This is a genomic window from Saccharopolyspora sp. NPDC049357, assembly GCF_040677225.1.
Classification (GTDB): Bacteria; Actinomycetota; Actinomycetes; order Mycobacteriales; family Pseudonocardiaceae; genus Saccharopolyspora.
The window spans coordinates 1-12917 of the sequence record NZ_JBFAQJ010000016.1; the positions used below are offsets into that span (position 1 = coordinate 1).

Sequence of the window (12917 nt, forward strand, 5' to 3'; positions counted from 1 at the left end):
GGCTGCTGTGGGACGTCCACACGGTCACCGGCCACGCGACCGCTTCTCGGAAAACGTTCAGTGACCGAGGACAGCAGCAGCAAGCCGATCAGCAGCGGGATCAGCACGATTTCGGGTACGGCGCCGAGCAGCACTCCGCCGAGGACGGTGCCGGTGATCGATCCGGCTGACATGGCGGCCAGGAACCTCCCGTTGCTGCGGAGCACGTGGAAGCTCTGGTCACGGCTGTATCGGGCGAAGGCCACCAGCATCGTGGGGAGGGAGACGGCCAGCGAGAGGCTTCCCGCGGTTTGATGTCGACTGCGAACAGCAGGACGATCGCCGGGATCAGCAGCTCACCGCCCGCTACACCTATCAGTGCGACGGCGCCGATCGCCAGACCGGCGGCGATTCCCGTGACCGTTCGGCTCGCCGGTGACAGCTTGAGCGACCCGGTCCCGCCGAGGTACCTCCACGCCAGCGCCGCTGCGATCAGGAAGAGCAGTGCCGCCAGCACGCGGTAGAGCGTGGCCGAACGCATCTTCGTTGTCCAGGTGGCCCCTGCCCATGCTCCGATGAGTGTGCCGGCGAGGAGGTTCACGATCACCGACCGTTGGGCGTCGACATCCGCGTAGGGCACTGAGAGCAAGCGAGCGGGCAGCGCGGTGAGGACCACGATCAGGCCGCATCGCAGCCTGAGTTCACTAAATTGTCCCGAGGCGGCGGTGCTGGGTCTGGTGGCGAGATCCGAGGGTGAAGGAGCGGAAGCCTCTGGTGCTGCGTCTGTTACGTGAGAACAGTTCCGGATTCGCGGTTCTCCCGATTGGTGAGGGAGTTCGCTCTTTCGCGGGCCACGAGCGGCAAAACCGGTGCGGATGCTGGAACGTGGTTGTCGGCGCTCAGACGCTCGCCGAAAGTTCTTTCGTGAGCGCGATGATGGACAATCAACCGTAGTGAACGCGAATATGTTGGGAGTTTCACATGCGCACTACCATGCGCCTGATGGCCGCGACGATGGCCACCGCCGCACTGCTGGGAGTCGGTTCCACTGCGTTCGCCTCCGGCGGCGACGAGAACAACGACCCCTCGGTCACCACCGCCGGCTCGCAGGGCGGGAATGGCGGCCACGGCGGCAACGGCGGCCTTGGCGTCAACCTGTGCCCGGCGGTCGGCATCCTCGGTGAAGCCAGCGCCGAGTGCAGTGCTGCGAACGGTGGCAGTGCCAACGGTGGCGACGCTGAAGCCACTGCGGAAGATGACAGCAAGGACGAGGAGAAGGCGTCTCACGGTTGATCAGCCCGCTGGATGCGCAGATCTCTTTCGTGGTGCCGGTCTCCTCTGGTGAGACCGGCACCACTTTCGCATTTCGTGGGGGCTGAACGAGTGAAGATGCGACCGTTCAGTGGCTTGAACCACTCCTTTGGTGTGTCGGAGCACGCGAGATCAGCACAGACGATGCAAGAGTGCCCGCGTCTGATCAACGAAATCCCCAACGGATTTCGAAAGTTCTTCAGAGAACTGCGGTCGGGCTTCCTTTGGAGTCAAAGAAGAAGGAGTGGCAACATGCGTGCTTCTACGTGCCTGATGGGTATCGCGGCAGTGGCCGCCGGTCTGATCTCGATGGGTTCTCCTGCGTTCGCGACTGATTCGGAGGACAACGACCCGTCGATCACGACCGCCGCGGCCGAGGGCGGAAACGCCGGGCACGGCGGCAACGGCGGTCTCGGCGTCAACGCCTGCCCTGCGATCGGCATCGCTTCACCAGGTAAAGCGGAATGTGACGCGGGAAACGGTGGCAGCGCCAACGGCGGTGACGCCGAGGCCACGGCGGAAGACGACAGCAAGGACCACGAGAAGGAGGCCGACAGCTGACAGCTGGCGCCTTCCGCTCGAGCGCGCGGTGATTCATGAGCACGCGAAGGAAACTTCATCTTCGCTGCACGGAGGTGAATTCGCCTTCGCGTGCTCGGTCCGCTCATTTCTTGAATGTCCGGCCAAGCCGGGGGGCTTGACCGCGTACCCGTCAGTTCCAGATCAGATTGGATGTAGGTTGATGCGCACTATTCAGCGAGGGTGCGTGCTGGTTGGTCTTGCCCTGTCGGCCTCGTTCGGCGCGATCGTCCCTGCGTTCGCCGCCGACGGGCCCGCGCCACACGCGCCCGATCCCTCGTCGATTCACGCGCAGGCCCAGCAGAGTGGCACCGTTCAGACGAACATCACCGTGTCACCGGTGAATCAGGTCAGCATCGGCAGCGATGGTGACCAGTCGGCGCTGAACTGGGCCCAGCAGCACAATTCCAGCGTGTCCGATCAGGACGCGGGCTTCGCGCAGCCGGAGGACTGAGCAGTGCCTGACAGCGCGCGGATACTCGGCGGTCTTCTCTTCGCTCGTGTGCGGAGCAGCTGGGATCTCGATACATCGGCCTGAGAAGCAGGGCTTGGCCCGACGACAAAGTCGCCGGGCCAACCCCACATCTGGTTGAACGCCTACTGGTGACCGGGCGAGGAACCGATCAGTCCCCGTGTTCCTGCTCGGCGTCCTGGTTCTGCTCGGTGGCGTTCTCATTGGCCTGGTTGTTCCAGGTCATCGCCGCCGGGTCGCCACTGCCCACGCTGAACTGGTGGATCGGCGAGGTGTTCGAGTTGGCCTGCTCGGTGGCGTTCTCCTGGTTCTGCACCTGGAGCCACTCGGTCGGCACCGGCGGCTTCCCGTGCTGGTCACCGCCGGCCATCGCCATGCCCGGAGCGCCGAGCAGCAGCGGAACTCCCAGAACCGTCGCAGCAACAACCCGCTTCGCATTGTGCATGAGAAGAACCTTTCTTATATCAACATGCGGAAAGTGTCCCGCGGGAAGCACCGAGCAACAACATCGGATTGCAAATCCAGTTCGGGTTCCCTTGGGACTGAAATGGTCTTGCTTTCAGCCAGACCACTGAGAACATAGCGCGACAGGCGTGCGATGACGCAACTCAAGACATCCATGCTCACCTCATGTGGTGATGGGCGGGATAATGCGCGAAAAGATCCATCGGAGTGGGCTGGTGTGGGTTAATCGGGTCGTGCCGTGGGTGATTTGCAATCAGGTGCGTGGCCGGATATGTCGGCGACCTTGAATGAATCGGATCAGATTTTTGGTCACGAGCAGTCACTGGCCCGTCATTTCGATCAGACGTGGTGCTGATCTCGAGGCGACGAATAGCCGATCTTGTGTGCTGTTGCGACAGTTCGATAAATGAGCGCTGCGTCGCACGGTTAGGTGGTCGTGGGAGTTTCATGCAGGAAGGAAATGGCCAGTGCGGTATGACGAATGAGTGCAGTTCTCATCCGTGATCGACCAGGAAGGATGGCATGTTCATGAATCAAATTCGATTGGCTCGCCTCGTGGGTGGCGTCGCCGCACTGGTCACCGTGGTGTTGCTTCCCGTCGGGGCTCACGCTGCGCCTGACGACAGTTCGCAAAGCAGGTTCACCCTGACCATCACCGAGAATCAGCAATCTCGTGGTGTGGTCCTGGAGTGCGACCCGACGGGCGGCGATCATCCGCGCGCCTTCGCGGCCTGCGATGAATTGAAGGCCGCAGACGGACGCTTCCAAGATCTGGACGCAGAGTCGAGTTCGAGTAAGTCCTGCACCAAGGAACGTCGCTCGGTGTCGGCTTCCGTCCAGGGGTTCTGGAAAGATCGCCAGGTGAGCTACCAATCGTCGAACATCAATCTGTGCGAGCTTCAGCGCTCAACTGGCAGCGTGTTTGCATTCTGAGTGCCGGATAGGGGCGTCGTGCGGCGGGGTGAAATGAGTCGGCATTCCACGAGACGTCGACGCTCGTGCCGAGAATGCGGGTGTCCACTGCGAAGGTCGCCTCGCTGCTGTTGTCGCCTGTGGTGCCGGATCGCGCTCGACCGAGGTGAACCGTGGAGAACGCGGAAGAAAATTCATCTTGGTCGAGCGTGCGGCGCACTCCCGGTCCGAGTAAATATGAATTGCTGTCAAGAACCTCGGAGCTCATGAGTTCTCGATGACCAGCTGGGTGATCGAACCACCCTTATGGGGTGGTTGGGCTAGCAAAACCGAGCTCCCCAGTGCAAAGGTGATCGTCGGCTGATCAACATCCCCCGAACCGCGCTCGGAAATGCGCGGCGGAGTGGACTGGCCGGTCATGTTGGACTGATGAGATCGGAGTGCGAGGAATGCGTGTTTCTACTCGGCTGACGGGTGCAGCGCTGGCCGTTGCTGGGCTGATGGTCGTGGGTTCTCCTGCGTTCGCGGATGAGTCGGAGGACAACGACTCGTCGGTGACCACAGCTGCCTCCGAGGGCGGCAACGGTGGTCACGGCGGCGCCGGCGGCTTCGGCGTCAACGTCTGCCCCGCTATCGGCGTCCTTGCTCCCGCTGAGGCGGAATGCGGCGCCGGCAACGGCGGCAGCGCGAACGGCGGAGATGCCGAAGCGACCGCAGAAGATGACAGCAAGGACCACGAGAAGGAATCCGCCGGCTGATCGCTTGGCTGATCGCCCCGATTTCAGGGGCCCCGCCAAGCTCAAGGCGTGGCGAGGCTTCGTCCCCGCACCTCGCCACGCCTTGAGCTCGTCCTCCCAGCCGGCGCTTCTTCGGATTGGTCTCCCACCGTGCTCTCCCGGACGTTGGTCCGGGCTCGGCTCGCAGCGATTAGCCGTTGGGGCAGTCACTGAACGTTTTCCACTTGGGCTCAGCCTGTGTTGATGACGCTTCGGACGGCGTCGATGAGGCGGGTCGCCGCCCGTGGGCTGGAACGGATCTTTCGGAGGATCTTCCAGGACTCGAGCTGGGCGTTCGCGCGTTCGCCCGGACCGCGTAGGCGGGCGTGCGCTGTGTTGACGCCCTTTTCGTTGGCCGACAGTCGGCGACGACGCTCGCCGGTATCGGGGTCGCGCGGTGGACGACGGTGCGGTACTTCGACATTCACACCTGCGCCCCGGTAGGCGCTATCGGCGATGACCCGCACCCCAGCGCGTTCGAGCGCGTCGAGCAGGCCGTGTTCACGGCGGCGCCCATGTCGTGCCGCGCGCCCGGCAACGCGGGTGAGGCCCACATGAGCCTTCCGGCCGGATCGGCAAGGACTTGCACGTTGAGTCCGTGTCTCTTCTGTTTTCCGGAGTAGAACGGGCGATCGCGCCCACTGACCATGCCGACCCGGTCGGTCCGCAGCAAGGTCCCGTCGACGATCACGAACGCCTTCCGTCGGGCCGTCTCGACCGCCTCCGCCAGAGGTGAGGCCATCGCGGCGAGCACCTCGAGGGCTTCACGGATATAGCGGAACACCGTCGCCAACCCGATCCCGAACCCGCCCGCGAGATCCGCGTAGGTCTCGCCTCTACGCAGGTAGGCCAACACCAACAACGCCTGCTGACCCGCCTCGAGGCGTCACCAGCGGGTTCGGCGTGCTCGTCGTTCCTGGCGTAACGCGTCGGCCAGCATATTCAGCGCGCGACTGGACACCGACATCGACGACGGGTAAGAAAGCACCTCGGAGCTCCTGGTTCGGACAGAGTTGATCTAGGCAATCACCCGTCCTACCAGGAGCTTCTTCTCTCTCTACACCCGACCTCACCAGCACCAAGCCTCGCACCGACCAAGTGGAAAACGCTCACTTTCGACGAGCTCGCGGAACGCGGGGAGGCCATCGTGGGCGGCGCCCAGCAGGGCTCGAAACCCGCGGCCGCGAGGTGAACCAGGCCGCGCGCCGCACGGGCCGCGAGTGGGCGGACCAGGCAGCCCGCATCCCGGGGACTGCCGAGGCCGAAGGGGCTGTCGTGGGGGCGTTCACCGGCCAGGAAGACCTGTCGATTTCACACTACGACAAACTCACGGCGGACGAGGTCGTCCAGAAGTTGCCGGGGTTGTCCCAGTTCGAACTGCGAATGGTCCGGGGCTACGAAACGCGTAACCAGGCGCGTACGACGGTCATCGGGCGCATCGACAAGCTGTGCGAGGAGCAGCCCTGGCCGGGCTACGACGAGATGAACTTGGACGAGATTGTTCCCAAAACGCGGGAATTGCCGCATCTGCAGATTGGTCTGGGTCCTTGGCGGGTAGGGAAGAGAGGATTCGTACACGTACACGCTCCATCAGTGTGCGAGAAGCGGCGGCAACGCATGGGGGACATCGATGACACGACAACCCGGCCTGGAACGCCGCTACGCCGAGTTAATCATGCTGGTGCGTCACCACCTCGCCCTCGACGATCAGGGCAGCTACGCGGACGGGACCGATCCCGACAACGTCTTGTTCGCCAAGGTGTGGGTCCGGGCCAGAATGCGTCACGCAGTGCGGCCAGGGGTGATCACCGATGTCGACATCGACCGGTAAACCGGGCTAGCGCCTGTTTGGACTGTTGCCTGCGGAGTGTGCGGGCAACCGGGAGGCTGCGATCGTCGCGATCGTGACGGGTCAACGAAACCCGAGACCCGCGGTGTGTCCGGAGGGGTGTGGCACCGGGCGGGTTCGCGCCTGATCCCGGCCCGGTGCCGTGCACGTAGCCGCAGCCACATGCACCCCGCATCCCCCGATTCGCCAGGCCAGGCTAGCGGGGCCCCAGCCGACACGATTGAGCGATCACCTGGGCCCGCGGGCCCAGGGAGAAGGCCAGGAACCGTAAAACCATCCGGTCGGGTGAAAGGGCCATGCTGCGCTGGCGAGACTGGACTCCCGGGCGCTCCGACGGGCTCGGCGGAGGACTATCCGCCTCACTAGGGGTCTGGTCACCGAGATCGCGGCGACGGATCATGCCTTGACGCAGGTCAGTGCGCAGGTGCTGGATGCGTGACCGGGGGCGGCCCTGCCCGTGACATGCCCCCCGCATGGGCAGGGACGTCCACCGCTCACGACCCCCCAGGGTGATCGTGTCACCAGGACATCTGCCCGGAGCGGGGGATAGATCCGCGCACACGTACCGAAACCGCGTGCTCGTCCGGCTGTACTGCACGATCGTGCGTGAAAAGGCCGCTCGTCGGCTGGGTTGCAAGATATGGCTGTGTCGATGGTTGCGTTGTTGCTGAACGTGCATCCGGAGGCGTTGCGGAACTGGATCCGCCAGGACGAGGCCGACCGGGACGAGCGGCATGACCGGCCGACGACAGACATGACCGAGGAGAACCGCCGTCTGCGCCGGGAGAATGCCGAACTCAAGCGGGTCAACGACGTGTTGCGGGCGGCAAGCGCTTATTTTGCGGGCGAGATCGACCCGACCCGGAGGCGGTCATGAGCTTCATCGATGACCATGACTTCTCGGTCGGTCTCGTACTACCTGCGGCGTGTCGAATCTCGGCCACGAGATCGTCCCAGGAATCGTCAGGAATCGTCTTACCGTCCCGGATCGGTGTTCTCAACGGTCTGCACAGGTATCGGCACACGGTCCACACGACCTTGAAGACTGGCCAGATGCCCGGAACCATAATGCGGGCGACGGGCCTCCGGACTCGGCCTGGCGAGACCGCGCCCGCCGCGCTGATCGTCGGCGGCTACAGCGTCTGGCCGGTGGCTGGGAGATGATGCGCATGCGCTCGGCGCAGCACACGACGCATCTCGGTCCGAGAAGGAACATCCTTGAAAGCGCCGCACCAGGGCGGTAGCGGACCGGTAAGCCGGCAGGCCCCCGTACCTGTGAACCCTGCTTGCACGAGCATTACGCCGTGGGCTCTGCAATCGTGGGCATTCTCGACTGCTCGGTCAGTTTTGCTCCGTGCTGGCCGAGCGGTCGAGGCCGGCGCTCAGGTGCCTGCTTTTGGTTCGTCCCACAACACGGTGTGCCGCGATTCCAACTTGCCATGGGCAGGACGATCCCGCCGCCTTCGATCTGGGCCAGGGCACGGGTGGCCTTGATTGTTACAACGGCGCCCCCACGGCGATCCACATCCACAGCGCACTGCCAGGCTGGCCGGGCGATGATGTGGACGACAGTGCGCGGTGCAGTGACCACTACTCGGTGGAGGAGGCAATCTCGTGTCAGAGCAGGAACATCCTCTGGAAGCACTGCACCGGGCGCGCGACGAGGTGGCAGCGGCGGCGAGCCGGCAAGCCAGAACCCCACACCCCTCCTTGCAGGAGCTCCACGCCTTCGGCTCCGCGATCGTGGGCACCCTCGCCCAACTCGGCCACCTCAGCACCGTGCTGGCCAACCAAGTCGGGCACTTCGACGAACACGAACTGCAACGAGCCAAGATCAGCGATGACCCCGCCGACAAGCTCCGGGTCGCCGGAACACACCTGGTCCGTCTCAGCGACCAGCTCGCTACCGCCGTCACCGACGCCCACCGCTACTGGGCCGCGATGGAAAGCGTCGACCTGCACACCTCCGGCGACCCCCGACCACAACACGACCCCAACCAATAGCCAGATCACGACGCCGACAAGGCCCGACGGCCTGCCCGCGGCCGCGCACAGCGCGGCGCCACTACCGCCCCGTCGAGGGCTTGGGCCGCGGCTCCGGGCACGGCTCTTCTTGCACGCGGCTTAGCGGTAGCGAACTTTCCCGAACGCGGCGACCTGGATCACCTGATCGGCCGCCTCGGGATCGAAGTGCACAGTCTCGGGGCCGTGGACAACCAGTGTTCGGCATTGGTGCGCCACAGTGTCGTGGTCGCGGCCGGTGCCGTCTGCGGCGGCGAGTGTGCGCACGGCCCGCATCAGGTCGGCATGGGTGATCACGTACTGAGAGATCGCGGTGTTCGAGTCCCCGAAGTCGCATTCGGAGAACACCAGCGTCCACGAGTCGGCGTCGATATTGTCGGCCGGGTGCTCCTCGATGCGGTACCACGGCAAGCCCACTGCGCCGGAGCCAATGAACTTGGCGAACGTGTCGGAAGCGGTCACGGTCATGGTGTCTCTTCGGTCGTTGTTGACAGGCCGGTGGGCGTTGCCCGTGTCGAAAACCCTCGTAGGGCCAGGCTAATGGGTGCTCATGCGGTGTCGGACCCAGGCACGGGCGGCGTCGATCAGCCTCGCATGGTGCGGACGGGGATGGGTGTGGTGCCGGTATCGCCGGATTCCCAGCAGCATGACCGCGCACCCGGTGACCGCGTTCGTGCTGGCTTCCTGCCAGCTCCGCAGATCGGCAGCCCACCCTTCGGCCTGTTCAGGAGTGTGTCCGGCGGCGATGAGCTCGATGATCAGAATGGCCACGTCCACGAAGGGTGCGGCCCGCCGGGACCGTGCCCAGTCGACGAGGCGCACGGTGGTCTCACCGACCAGGATGTTGTGCGGGTGCAGGCTGGTGTGGCACAGCGCGGTTCCCTCGATGAGCGGTAGCGCGAGACTCTCCCAGGCGATGAGTTCGTGAAGGTGGTAGCGCTCCCACCGATCCAGGTCGCTGTGCTGGTGAGCGAGTCGTTTCCAGGCCGCCAGCTGACTCCACTCCTCGGCCAGCGAGGGTACGACGCCCTCGGGCGGCTGGGGCAGGGCGTGTTCGCCCTCGGCTGTGAAGCCGTTGATGGCCGCGGAAACCCGGGCAAGGTCGACAGAGCCCGGTGACAGGTCGGCGTGCCTGCCATAGATGCGTTCGAACCCGTTGACCAGCCATCCCTGGGCGACCACGGAGAACAGAAAGCCCGGTGCGATCAGCGGCAAATAGGGGGGCGAGCTCGGCCTCGCGGCGATGCCGCCGGGTGGCGTACTCCTCGCCGAGGCGCGTGCCTTTGCAGAACAAGACTTGTCCGCGCCGGGTGGTCACGGTCGCGGCCAGATCCGAGCTCCCTTCGGTGGGCGGGCTCGCCGCCGAGACGACCTGCCCGCACCGAGACTCGATGACAGCCCGCAGGCCATCGGGCAGCTGCGCCCAGTCATGCCGGGTCATCCGCCGGTCACTCCCAACATCGCATTCGCTGGCAGGCCGCGGGCGCACTCACCGTGACCGTGAGCAACACCGAACGGTGACCAACCGTACTCAGATGAACACAGGATCCGATCCATGACGTGAAGGCGTGTCATGATCATCGGCCGCGCCTGCGCCGGGCGGTGACCCGGTGACCGGGCATCTGGTCCCAGTACGAGGTGTCGGTGGAGCCCTCACCGGCCAGTCACGCCGCGGTGTGGCCCACCGGGGTGGCCAGCTCGGCTGGGTCGCACACCGCGCGAAGGATCCGGCTGAACGCCTCGCGCCTGGCTCGGTTGGCGTCGGTGGTCCCGCCCTTTTCCTGGCGCGCCCAGTACTCCTGCTCGACCTCGAGGCGGTCCAGCAGCTAGTTGTTGCGGGTCGTGACGTTGGTGTCGGCTGGCGGGGCCTGAGGATGGGGACGGGTCTTTCGGCGGCAGGATGGGAAGTGCGACCAACTCGTCCGCCGGCCAGAAAGGCCCGTCCATGCACCATGGTAATGCTCCGCTGTCTGTTGAGGGCCGCCGCCGGCTCGTGCAGCGGTGCCGGACCCGCCCGATCGCCCACGTCGCCGCCGAAATCGGTATCTCCCGTCAATGCGCCAGCAAATGGGTCAACAGGGCGCCGCCATGGCGAGGCTGGCCTGCTTGATCGTCCGAGTCAATTACGAGCGCCGGCACAAGAACCGCCGGACGATCGTCGACGCATTCAGCAACGCCTGAAACGTTCTGAGATCCTACCGGCCGACATCAACGAGAGACTCGTTCCTTGGGTGGTTTCCGAGTGAAGGAAGGGGTCCTCGCTCGGCGGAAACGTCGAAGCCGCAGTTGGCGGGACCGTAATCGGATTGCGGCTTCGTCCGGGCGAATGTGATCGTCGGTGCCTTCGTCGTGGGCGTCTCCGGGGCTGTTGGGAGGCCCGTGGCTGCCGATAACGGCATTCCTGTTGCGTCGGCGAGTGAGGACTTGGTGTCGACGCACGGTACTTACCGAGGAGCGGAGACGAGAAGGGACGAAAGGCCCGGTTGGTGGGCGGTTGTGGCCTGCATGCTTGTGCTGGGCCTCGGGGTGAGGACCGCTCCCACACCGCGGCAGAACAGCGAGGAGAATGCTGATGGCGCAGAGCGCAGAGATCGCCGGGCTGTCCGGCGAGGCGACGTTGCAGAACGTGGTGACCGGGCGCGGGCCTGCCGCCACCGCGCAGTTGGCGGCGCTGATCCCGTCGCCGCGCCCCGCGGCGGAGGGCATGCGGCTGGTCGTCAGCCGCGGACCGGACAAGGGTGCTGAGTTCACGCTCTCGCTGCCCTTGACCGTGATCGGGCGGCACCGCGATTGCGACATCGTGGTCGACGATGTGACGGCGTCCCGCTACCACGCCGAGTTAGAGGTGCAGAACGGCCGTTGCGTCCTGATCGACGGTGGTTCGCTCAACGGCACCTTCGTCAACAGGCGACCGGTGGAGTGCGTGGAACTGGCCGAGGGGGACGAGATCTGGATCGGCACGGCACGGTTCACCTTCCACGCCAGTCCAGCGGCGGACGCTGAGCGCTGACCCGACCGCCGGCGATCAGGGGCAGATCGCCGGGGGTGCTCAGGTCGATCGCAGCTCGTCTGGCCGCCAGGACCGATCCCCATGCCACGTAGAGGTGGTGCCTGTCCTGCAGGTGCGCTTGCTCGTGGGCCACGACCATGCTCCAGGTTCGCCTCGATCCCGCGGCTACTCGGAGCAAGCCGCCCGACGCTGTATATCGACGTCCTGAACTGTTTCTCGAGCAGCGCGGCGGACGCATTGGCGTCGGAACCTCCCGGCCCCTGAGCGACCGGACATTGCTGCCCGCCACCTGCGGCGGAAACTGGTGGTCTTCTGATAAAGCCAGCACGCGACGCCGATGTCGCAGCGACACATGCCGCCTTGGCGGGCCTTGGCCGCCATTCCTCAACCCGTTTCACAGCTCCGCGGCGGAGAGCAGCACACCGTCCTGCGCTGAGCGAAGTGCGGAAACGTAGGCATCCTCGTAGGCTTCAGCGCCGCTCTTGCCCAAGGCCAGGTTGAGCCCGAGCCAGAAGACCGCGTTACGGGATGCCTCCCGGAGAACAGGGTCGTCGAACATGCCGGGTGCAGCTGAAGGGCATGGGTTACGGGCGTATGCCATGATCATAATCCAGCCTGTACTTCTCCGGTGCTGAGCTGCCTGGTCCCGTGGTGTGTTCATGACGCACCCTTCATCGCTCGAGTCCTGGTTCGAAAGATCCACAAAAGTCGTATCGTGCTGTGTCGTCAGTGAACAGCGCTGGCGTACGCGGCTACATGGGCCGGAAGTCCCGGTCAGGGCAGTAGGTTTCGTTGGGTGGAGACAGCAAACGATTGCGTGAACTGATGGTTGTCACTGAGTATTCGCACGGACACAAAGAGTAGATTTGCGAAGGCGTATCAGAGTTCTTATGGGTCATGCTGACCCGACATCGAGCCGTGATCCCCGGTTGGCTGAGGGCTGACCGGACATGTTGAAACTCGGGGCCGAGTGATCTCAGGCCGCGTGTGCGGCGGTGCAGGTGGTCTTAAACGTTCGAACCGGTCGGCGGTATCCGCAACGCCGGTAGGACGCCGAAGACTTGCGAACCCGTGGACGTCGACATCCGCGTAATCATCGCAGCCCGCCAGCGTGACCTGCTCGCTGATCCTGTTGGAATCCATGCTTGCCGGAGTCGAGGCCGAGACCGCTCGGGAGACCGCGCTGCGCACCGTACGTTCGAGGCCGCGAGCTCGGCTCCAACACGCTCACCCAGGCCGAGGAGACCCATGACTCGTGTCAAACCGAGCGATTTCTGGGGACGCCACGAAACTGCGCTGCTGGCCCACTGGGTACACGTGCACCGGCGTCCACCTGGGTCGCCACAGGCGCTGTTGGTGGGCTAGTTTCGGCTCTTGTAAGCGCAGGTGCTGCTCTTCGTCGTTGTGTGCGCTGCGCGCGGGGAGAAGCAAAGGTGCCAAGCCCCGGTGACCGGCGAAGAAGAGTACGAGACGGCCATCGCCGAACCTCTTTTCCATGCTGCGAAGCGAGTTCGTCACTGTGTGACCGACAGCGGGCGTGTT

14 protein-coding genes and 2 pseudogenes are annotated in these 12917 nt (G+C 64.8%); 10 read left to right on the top strand and 6 right to left on the bottom strand.

Going from position 1 to position 12917, the window contains the following annotated elements:
- On the bottom strand, positions 1-251 hold a 251-nt coding region (locus AB0J91_RS15710; RefSeq protein WP_363868848.1), incomplete at its 3' end, for a hypothetical protein.
- Between the two features lie 730 nt (positions 252-981).
- Between AB0J91_RS15710 and AB0J91_RS15715 the strand changes: the two genes are divergently transcribed.
- From AB0J91_RS15715 to AB0J91_RS15725, 3 genes are all read left to right on the top strand, one after another.
- Positions 982-1272 carry a hypothetical protein gene (locus tag AB0J91_RS15715; protein ID WP_363868851.1) on the top strand — a complete coding sequence of 97 codons (291 nt, stop codon included), beginning with the start codon at positions 982-984 and terminating at the stop codon, positions 1270-1272.
- Between the two features lie 96 nt (positions 1273-1368).
- Entirely contained in the window at positions 1369-1851 is a 483-nt protein-coding gene (locus AB0J91_RS15720) for a hypothetical protein (protein ID WP_363868854.1), read from the top strand.
- Positions 1852-2032: 181 nt separating this feature from the next.
- A complete protein-coding gene (locus AB0J91_RS15725; RefSeq protein WP_363868856.1) occupies positions 2033-2323 on the top strand; it encodes a hypothetical protein in 291 nt (96 codons plus the stop codon).
- 169 nt (positions 2324-2492) lie between these two features.
- On the opposite strand, the gene AB0J91_RS15730 is transcribed toward AB0J91_RS15725, so the two are convergent.
- Entirely contained in the window at positions 2493-2786 is a 294-nt protein-coding gene (locus AB0J91_RS15730) for a hypothetical protein (protein ID WP_363868859.1), read from the bottom strand.
- 542 nt (positions 2787-3328) lie between these two features.
- On the opposite strand from AB0J91_RS15730, the gene AB0J91_RS15735 reads away from it, so the two are divergent.
- Positions 3329-3739 carry an SSI family serine proteinase inhibitor gene (locus AB0J91_RS15735; RefSeq protein WP_363868862.1) on the top strand — a complete coding sequence of 137 codons (411 nt, stop codon included), beginning with the start codon at positions 3329-3331 and terminating at the stop codon, positions 3737-3739.
- 428 nt (positions 3740-4167) lie between these two features.
- Positions 4168-4476, top strand: a complete 309-nt coding sequence (locus AB0J91_RS15740) for a hypothetical protein (RefSeq protein ID WP_363868865.1) — start codon at positions 4168-4170, stop codon at positions 4474-4476.
- A gap of 209 nt (positions 4477-4685) precedes the next feature.
- Here the strand turns inward: AB0J91_RS15740 and AB0J91_RS15745 are convergent.
- Positions 4686-5350, bottom strand: a pseudogene (locus tag AB0J91_RS15745) (transposase family protein).
- Between the two features lie 774 nt (positions 5351-6124).
- Between AB0J91_RS15745 and AB0J91_RS15750 the strand changes: the two are divergent.
- The 3 genes from AB0J91_RS15750 (at position 6125) to AB0J91_RS15760 (ending at position 8347) form a co-directional block, all read left to right on the top strand.
- Entirely contained in the window at positions 6125-6325 is a 201-nt protein-coding gene (locus tag AB0J91_RS15750) for a hypothetical protein (RefSeq protein WP_363868868.1), read from the top strand.
- 664 nt (positions 6326-6989) lie between these two features.
- Positions 6990-7220, top strand: coding sequence for a transposase (locus AB0J91_RS15755; RefSeq protein ID WP_363868871.1), 231 nt, complete (start codon positions 6990-6992; stop codon positions 7218-7220).
- Positions 7221-7957: 737 nt separating this feature from the next.
- Positions 7958-8347: a hypothetical protein gene (locus AB0J91_RS15760; protein ID WP_363868874.1), complete on the top strand. Its 390-nt coding sequence runs from the start codon at positions 7958-7960 to the stop codon at positions 8345-8347.
- 120 nt (positions 8348-8467) lie between these two features.
- Here the strand turns inward: AB0J91_RS15760 and AB0J91_RS15765 are convergent, their stop codons facing one another.
- Positions 8468-8833 carry a hypothetical protein gene (locus AB0J91_RS15765; protein ID WP_363868877.1) on the bottom strand — a complete coding sequence of 122 codons (366 nt, stop codon included), beginning with the start codon at positions 8831-8833 and terminating at the stop codon, positions 8468-8470.
- A gap of 69 nt (positions 8834-8902) precedes the next feature.
- On the bottom strand, positions 8903-9580 hold the full coding sequence (locus AB0J91_RS15770; protein WP_363868880.1) for a phosphotransferase: 678 nt from the start codon (positions 9578-9580) through the stop codon (positions 8903-8905).
- Between the two features lie 730 nt (positions 9581-10310).
- On the opposite strand from AB0J91_RS15770, the pseudogene AB0J91_RS15775 reads away from it, so the two are divergent.
- Positions 10311-10488: pseudogene (locus AB0J91_RS15775) on the top strand (leucine zipper domain-containing protein); the annotation flags it as partial.
- A 449-nt stretch (positions 10489-10937) separates the two neighbouring features.
- Positions 10938-11375 carry an FHA domain-containing protein gene (locus tag AB0J91_RS15780; RefSeq protein ID WP_363868883.1) on the top strand — a complete coding sequence of 146 codons (438 nt, stop codon included), beginning with the start codon at positions 10938-10940 and terminating at the stop codon, positions 11373-11375.
- A 394-nt stretch (positions 11376-11769) separates the two neighbouring features.
- On the opposite strand, the gene AB0J91_RS15785 is transcribed toward AB0J91_RS15780, so the two are convergent.
- A complete protein-coding gene (locus AB0J91_RS15785) occupies positions 11770-11934 on the bottom strand; it encodes a hypothetical protein (protein WP_363868886.1) in 165 nt (54 codons plus the stop codon).
- Positions 11935-12917: the final 983 nt, after the last annotated feature.

What these genes read in the sequence shown, in the direction of transcription:
- AB0J91_RS15740 (WP_363868865.1), top strand. Translation starts at nt 4,168, where the DNA reads ATGCGTGTTTCTACTCGGCTGACGGGTGCAGCGCTGGCCGTTGCTGGG.
- AB0J91_RS15720 (WP_363868854.1), top strand. Translation starts at nt 1,369, where the DNA reads ATGCGACCGTTCAGTGGCTTGAACCACTCCTTTGGTGTGTCGGAGCAC.
- AB0J91_RS15735 (WP_363868862.1), top strand. Translation starts at nt 3,329, where the DNA reads ATGTTCATGAATCAAATTCGATTGGCTCGCCTCGTGGGTGGCGTCGCC.
- AB0J91_RS15785 (WP_363868886.1), bottom strand. Translation starts at nt 11,934, where the DNA reads ATGTTCGACGACCCTGTTCTCCGGGAGGCATCCCGTAACGCGGTCTTC.
- AB0J91_RS15750 (WP_363868868.1), top strand. Translation starts at nt 6,125, where the DNA reads ATGACACGACAACCCGGCCTGGAACGCCGCTACGCCGAGTTAATCATG.
- AB0J91_RS15730 (WP_363868859.1), bottom strand. Translation starts at nt 2,786, where the DNA reads ATGCACAATGCGAAGCGGGTTGTTGCTGCGACGGTTCTGGGAGTTCCG.
- AB0J91_RS15725 (WP_363868856.1), top strand. Translation starts at nt 2,033, where the DNA reads ATGCGCACTATTCAGCGAGGGTGCGTGCTGGTTGGTCTTGCCCTGTCG.
- AB0J91_RS15715 (WP_363868851.1), top strand. Translation starts at nt 982, where the DNA reads ATGGCCGCGACGATGGCCACCGCCGCACTGCTGGGAGTCGGTTCCACT.
- AB0J91_RS15765 (WP_363868877.1), bottom strand. Translation starts at nt 8,833, where the DNA reads ATGACCGTGACCGCTTCCGACACGTTCGCCAAGTTCATTGGCTCCGGC.
- AB0J91_RS15780 (WP_363868883.1), top strand. Translation starts at nt 10,938, where the DNA reads ATGGCGCAGAGCGCAGAGATCGCCGGGCTGTCCGGCGAGGCGACGTTG.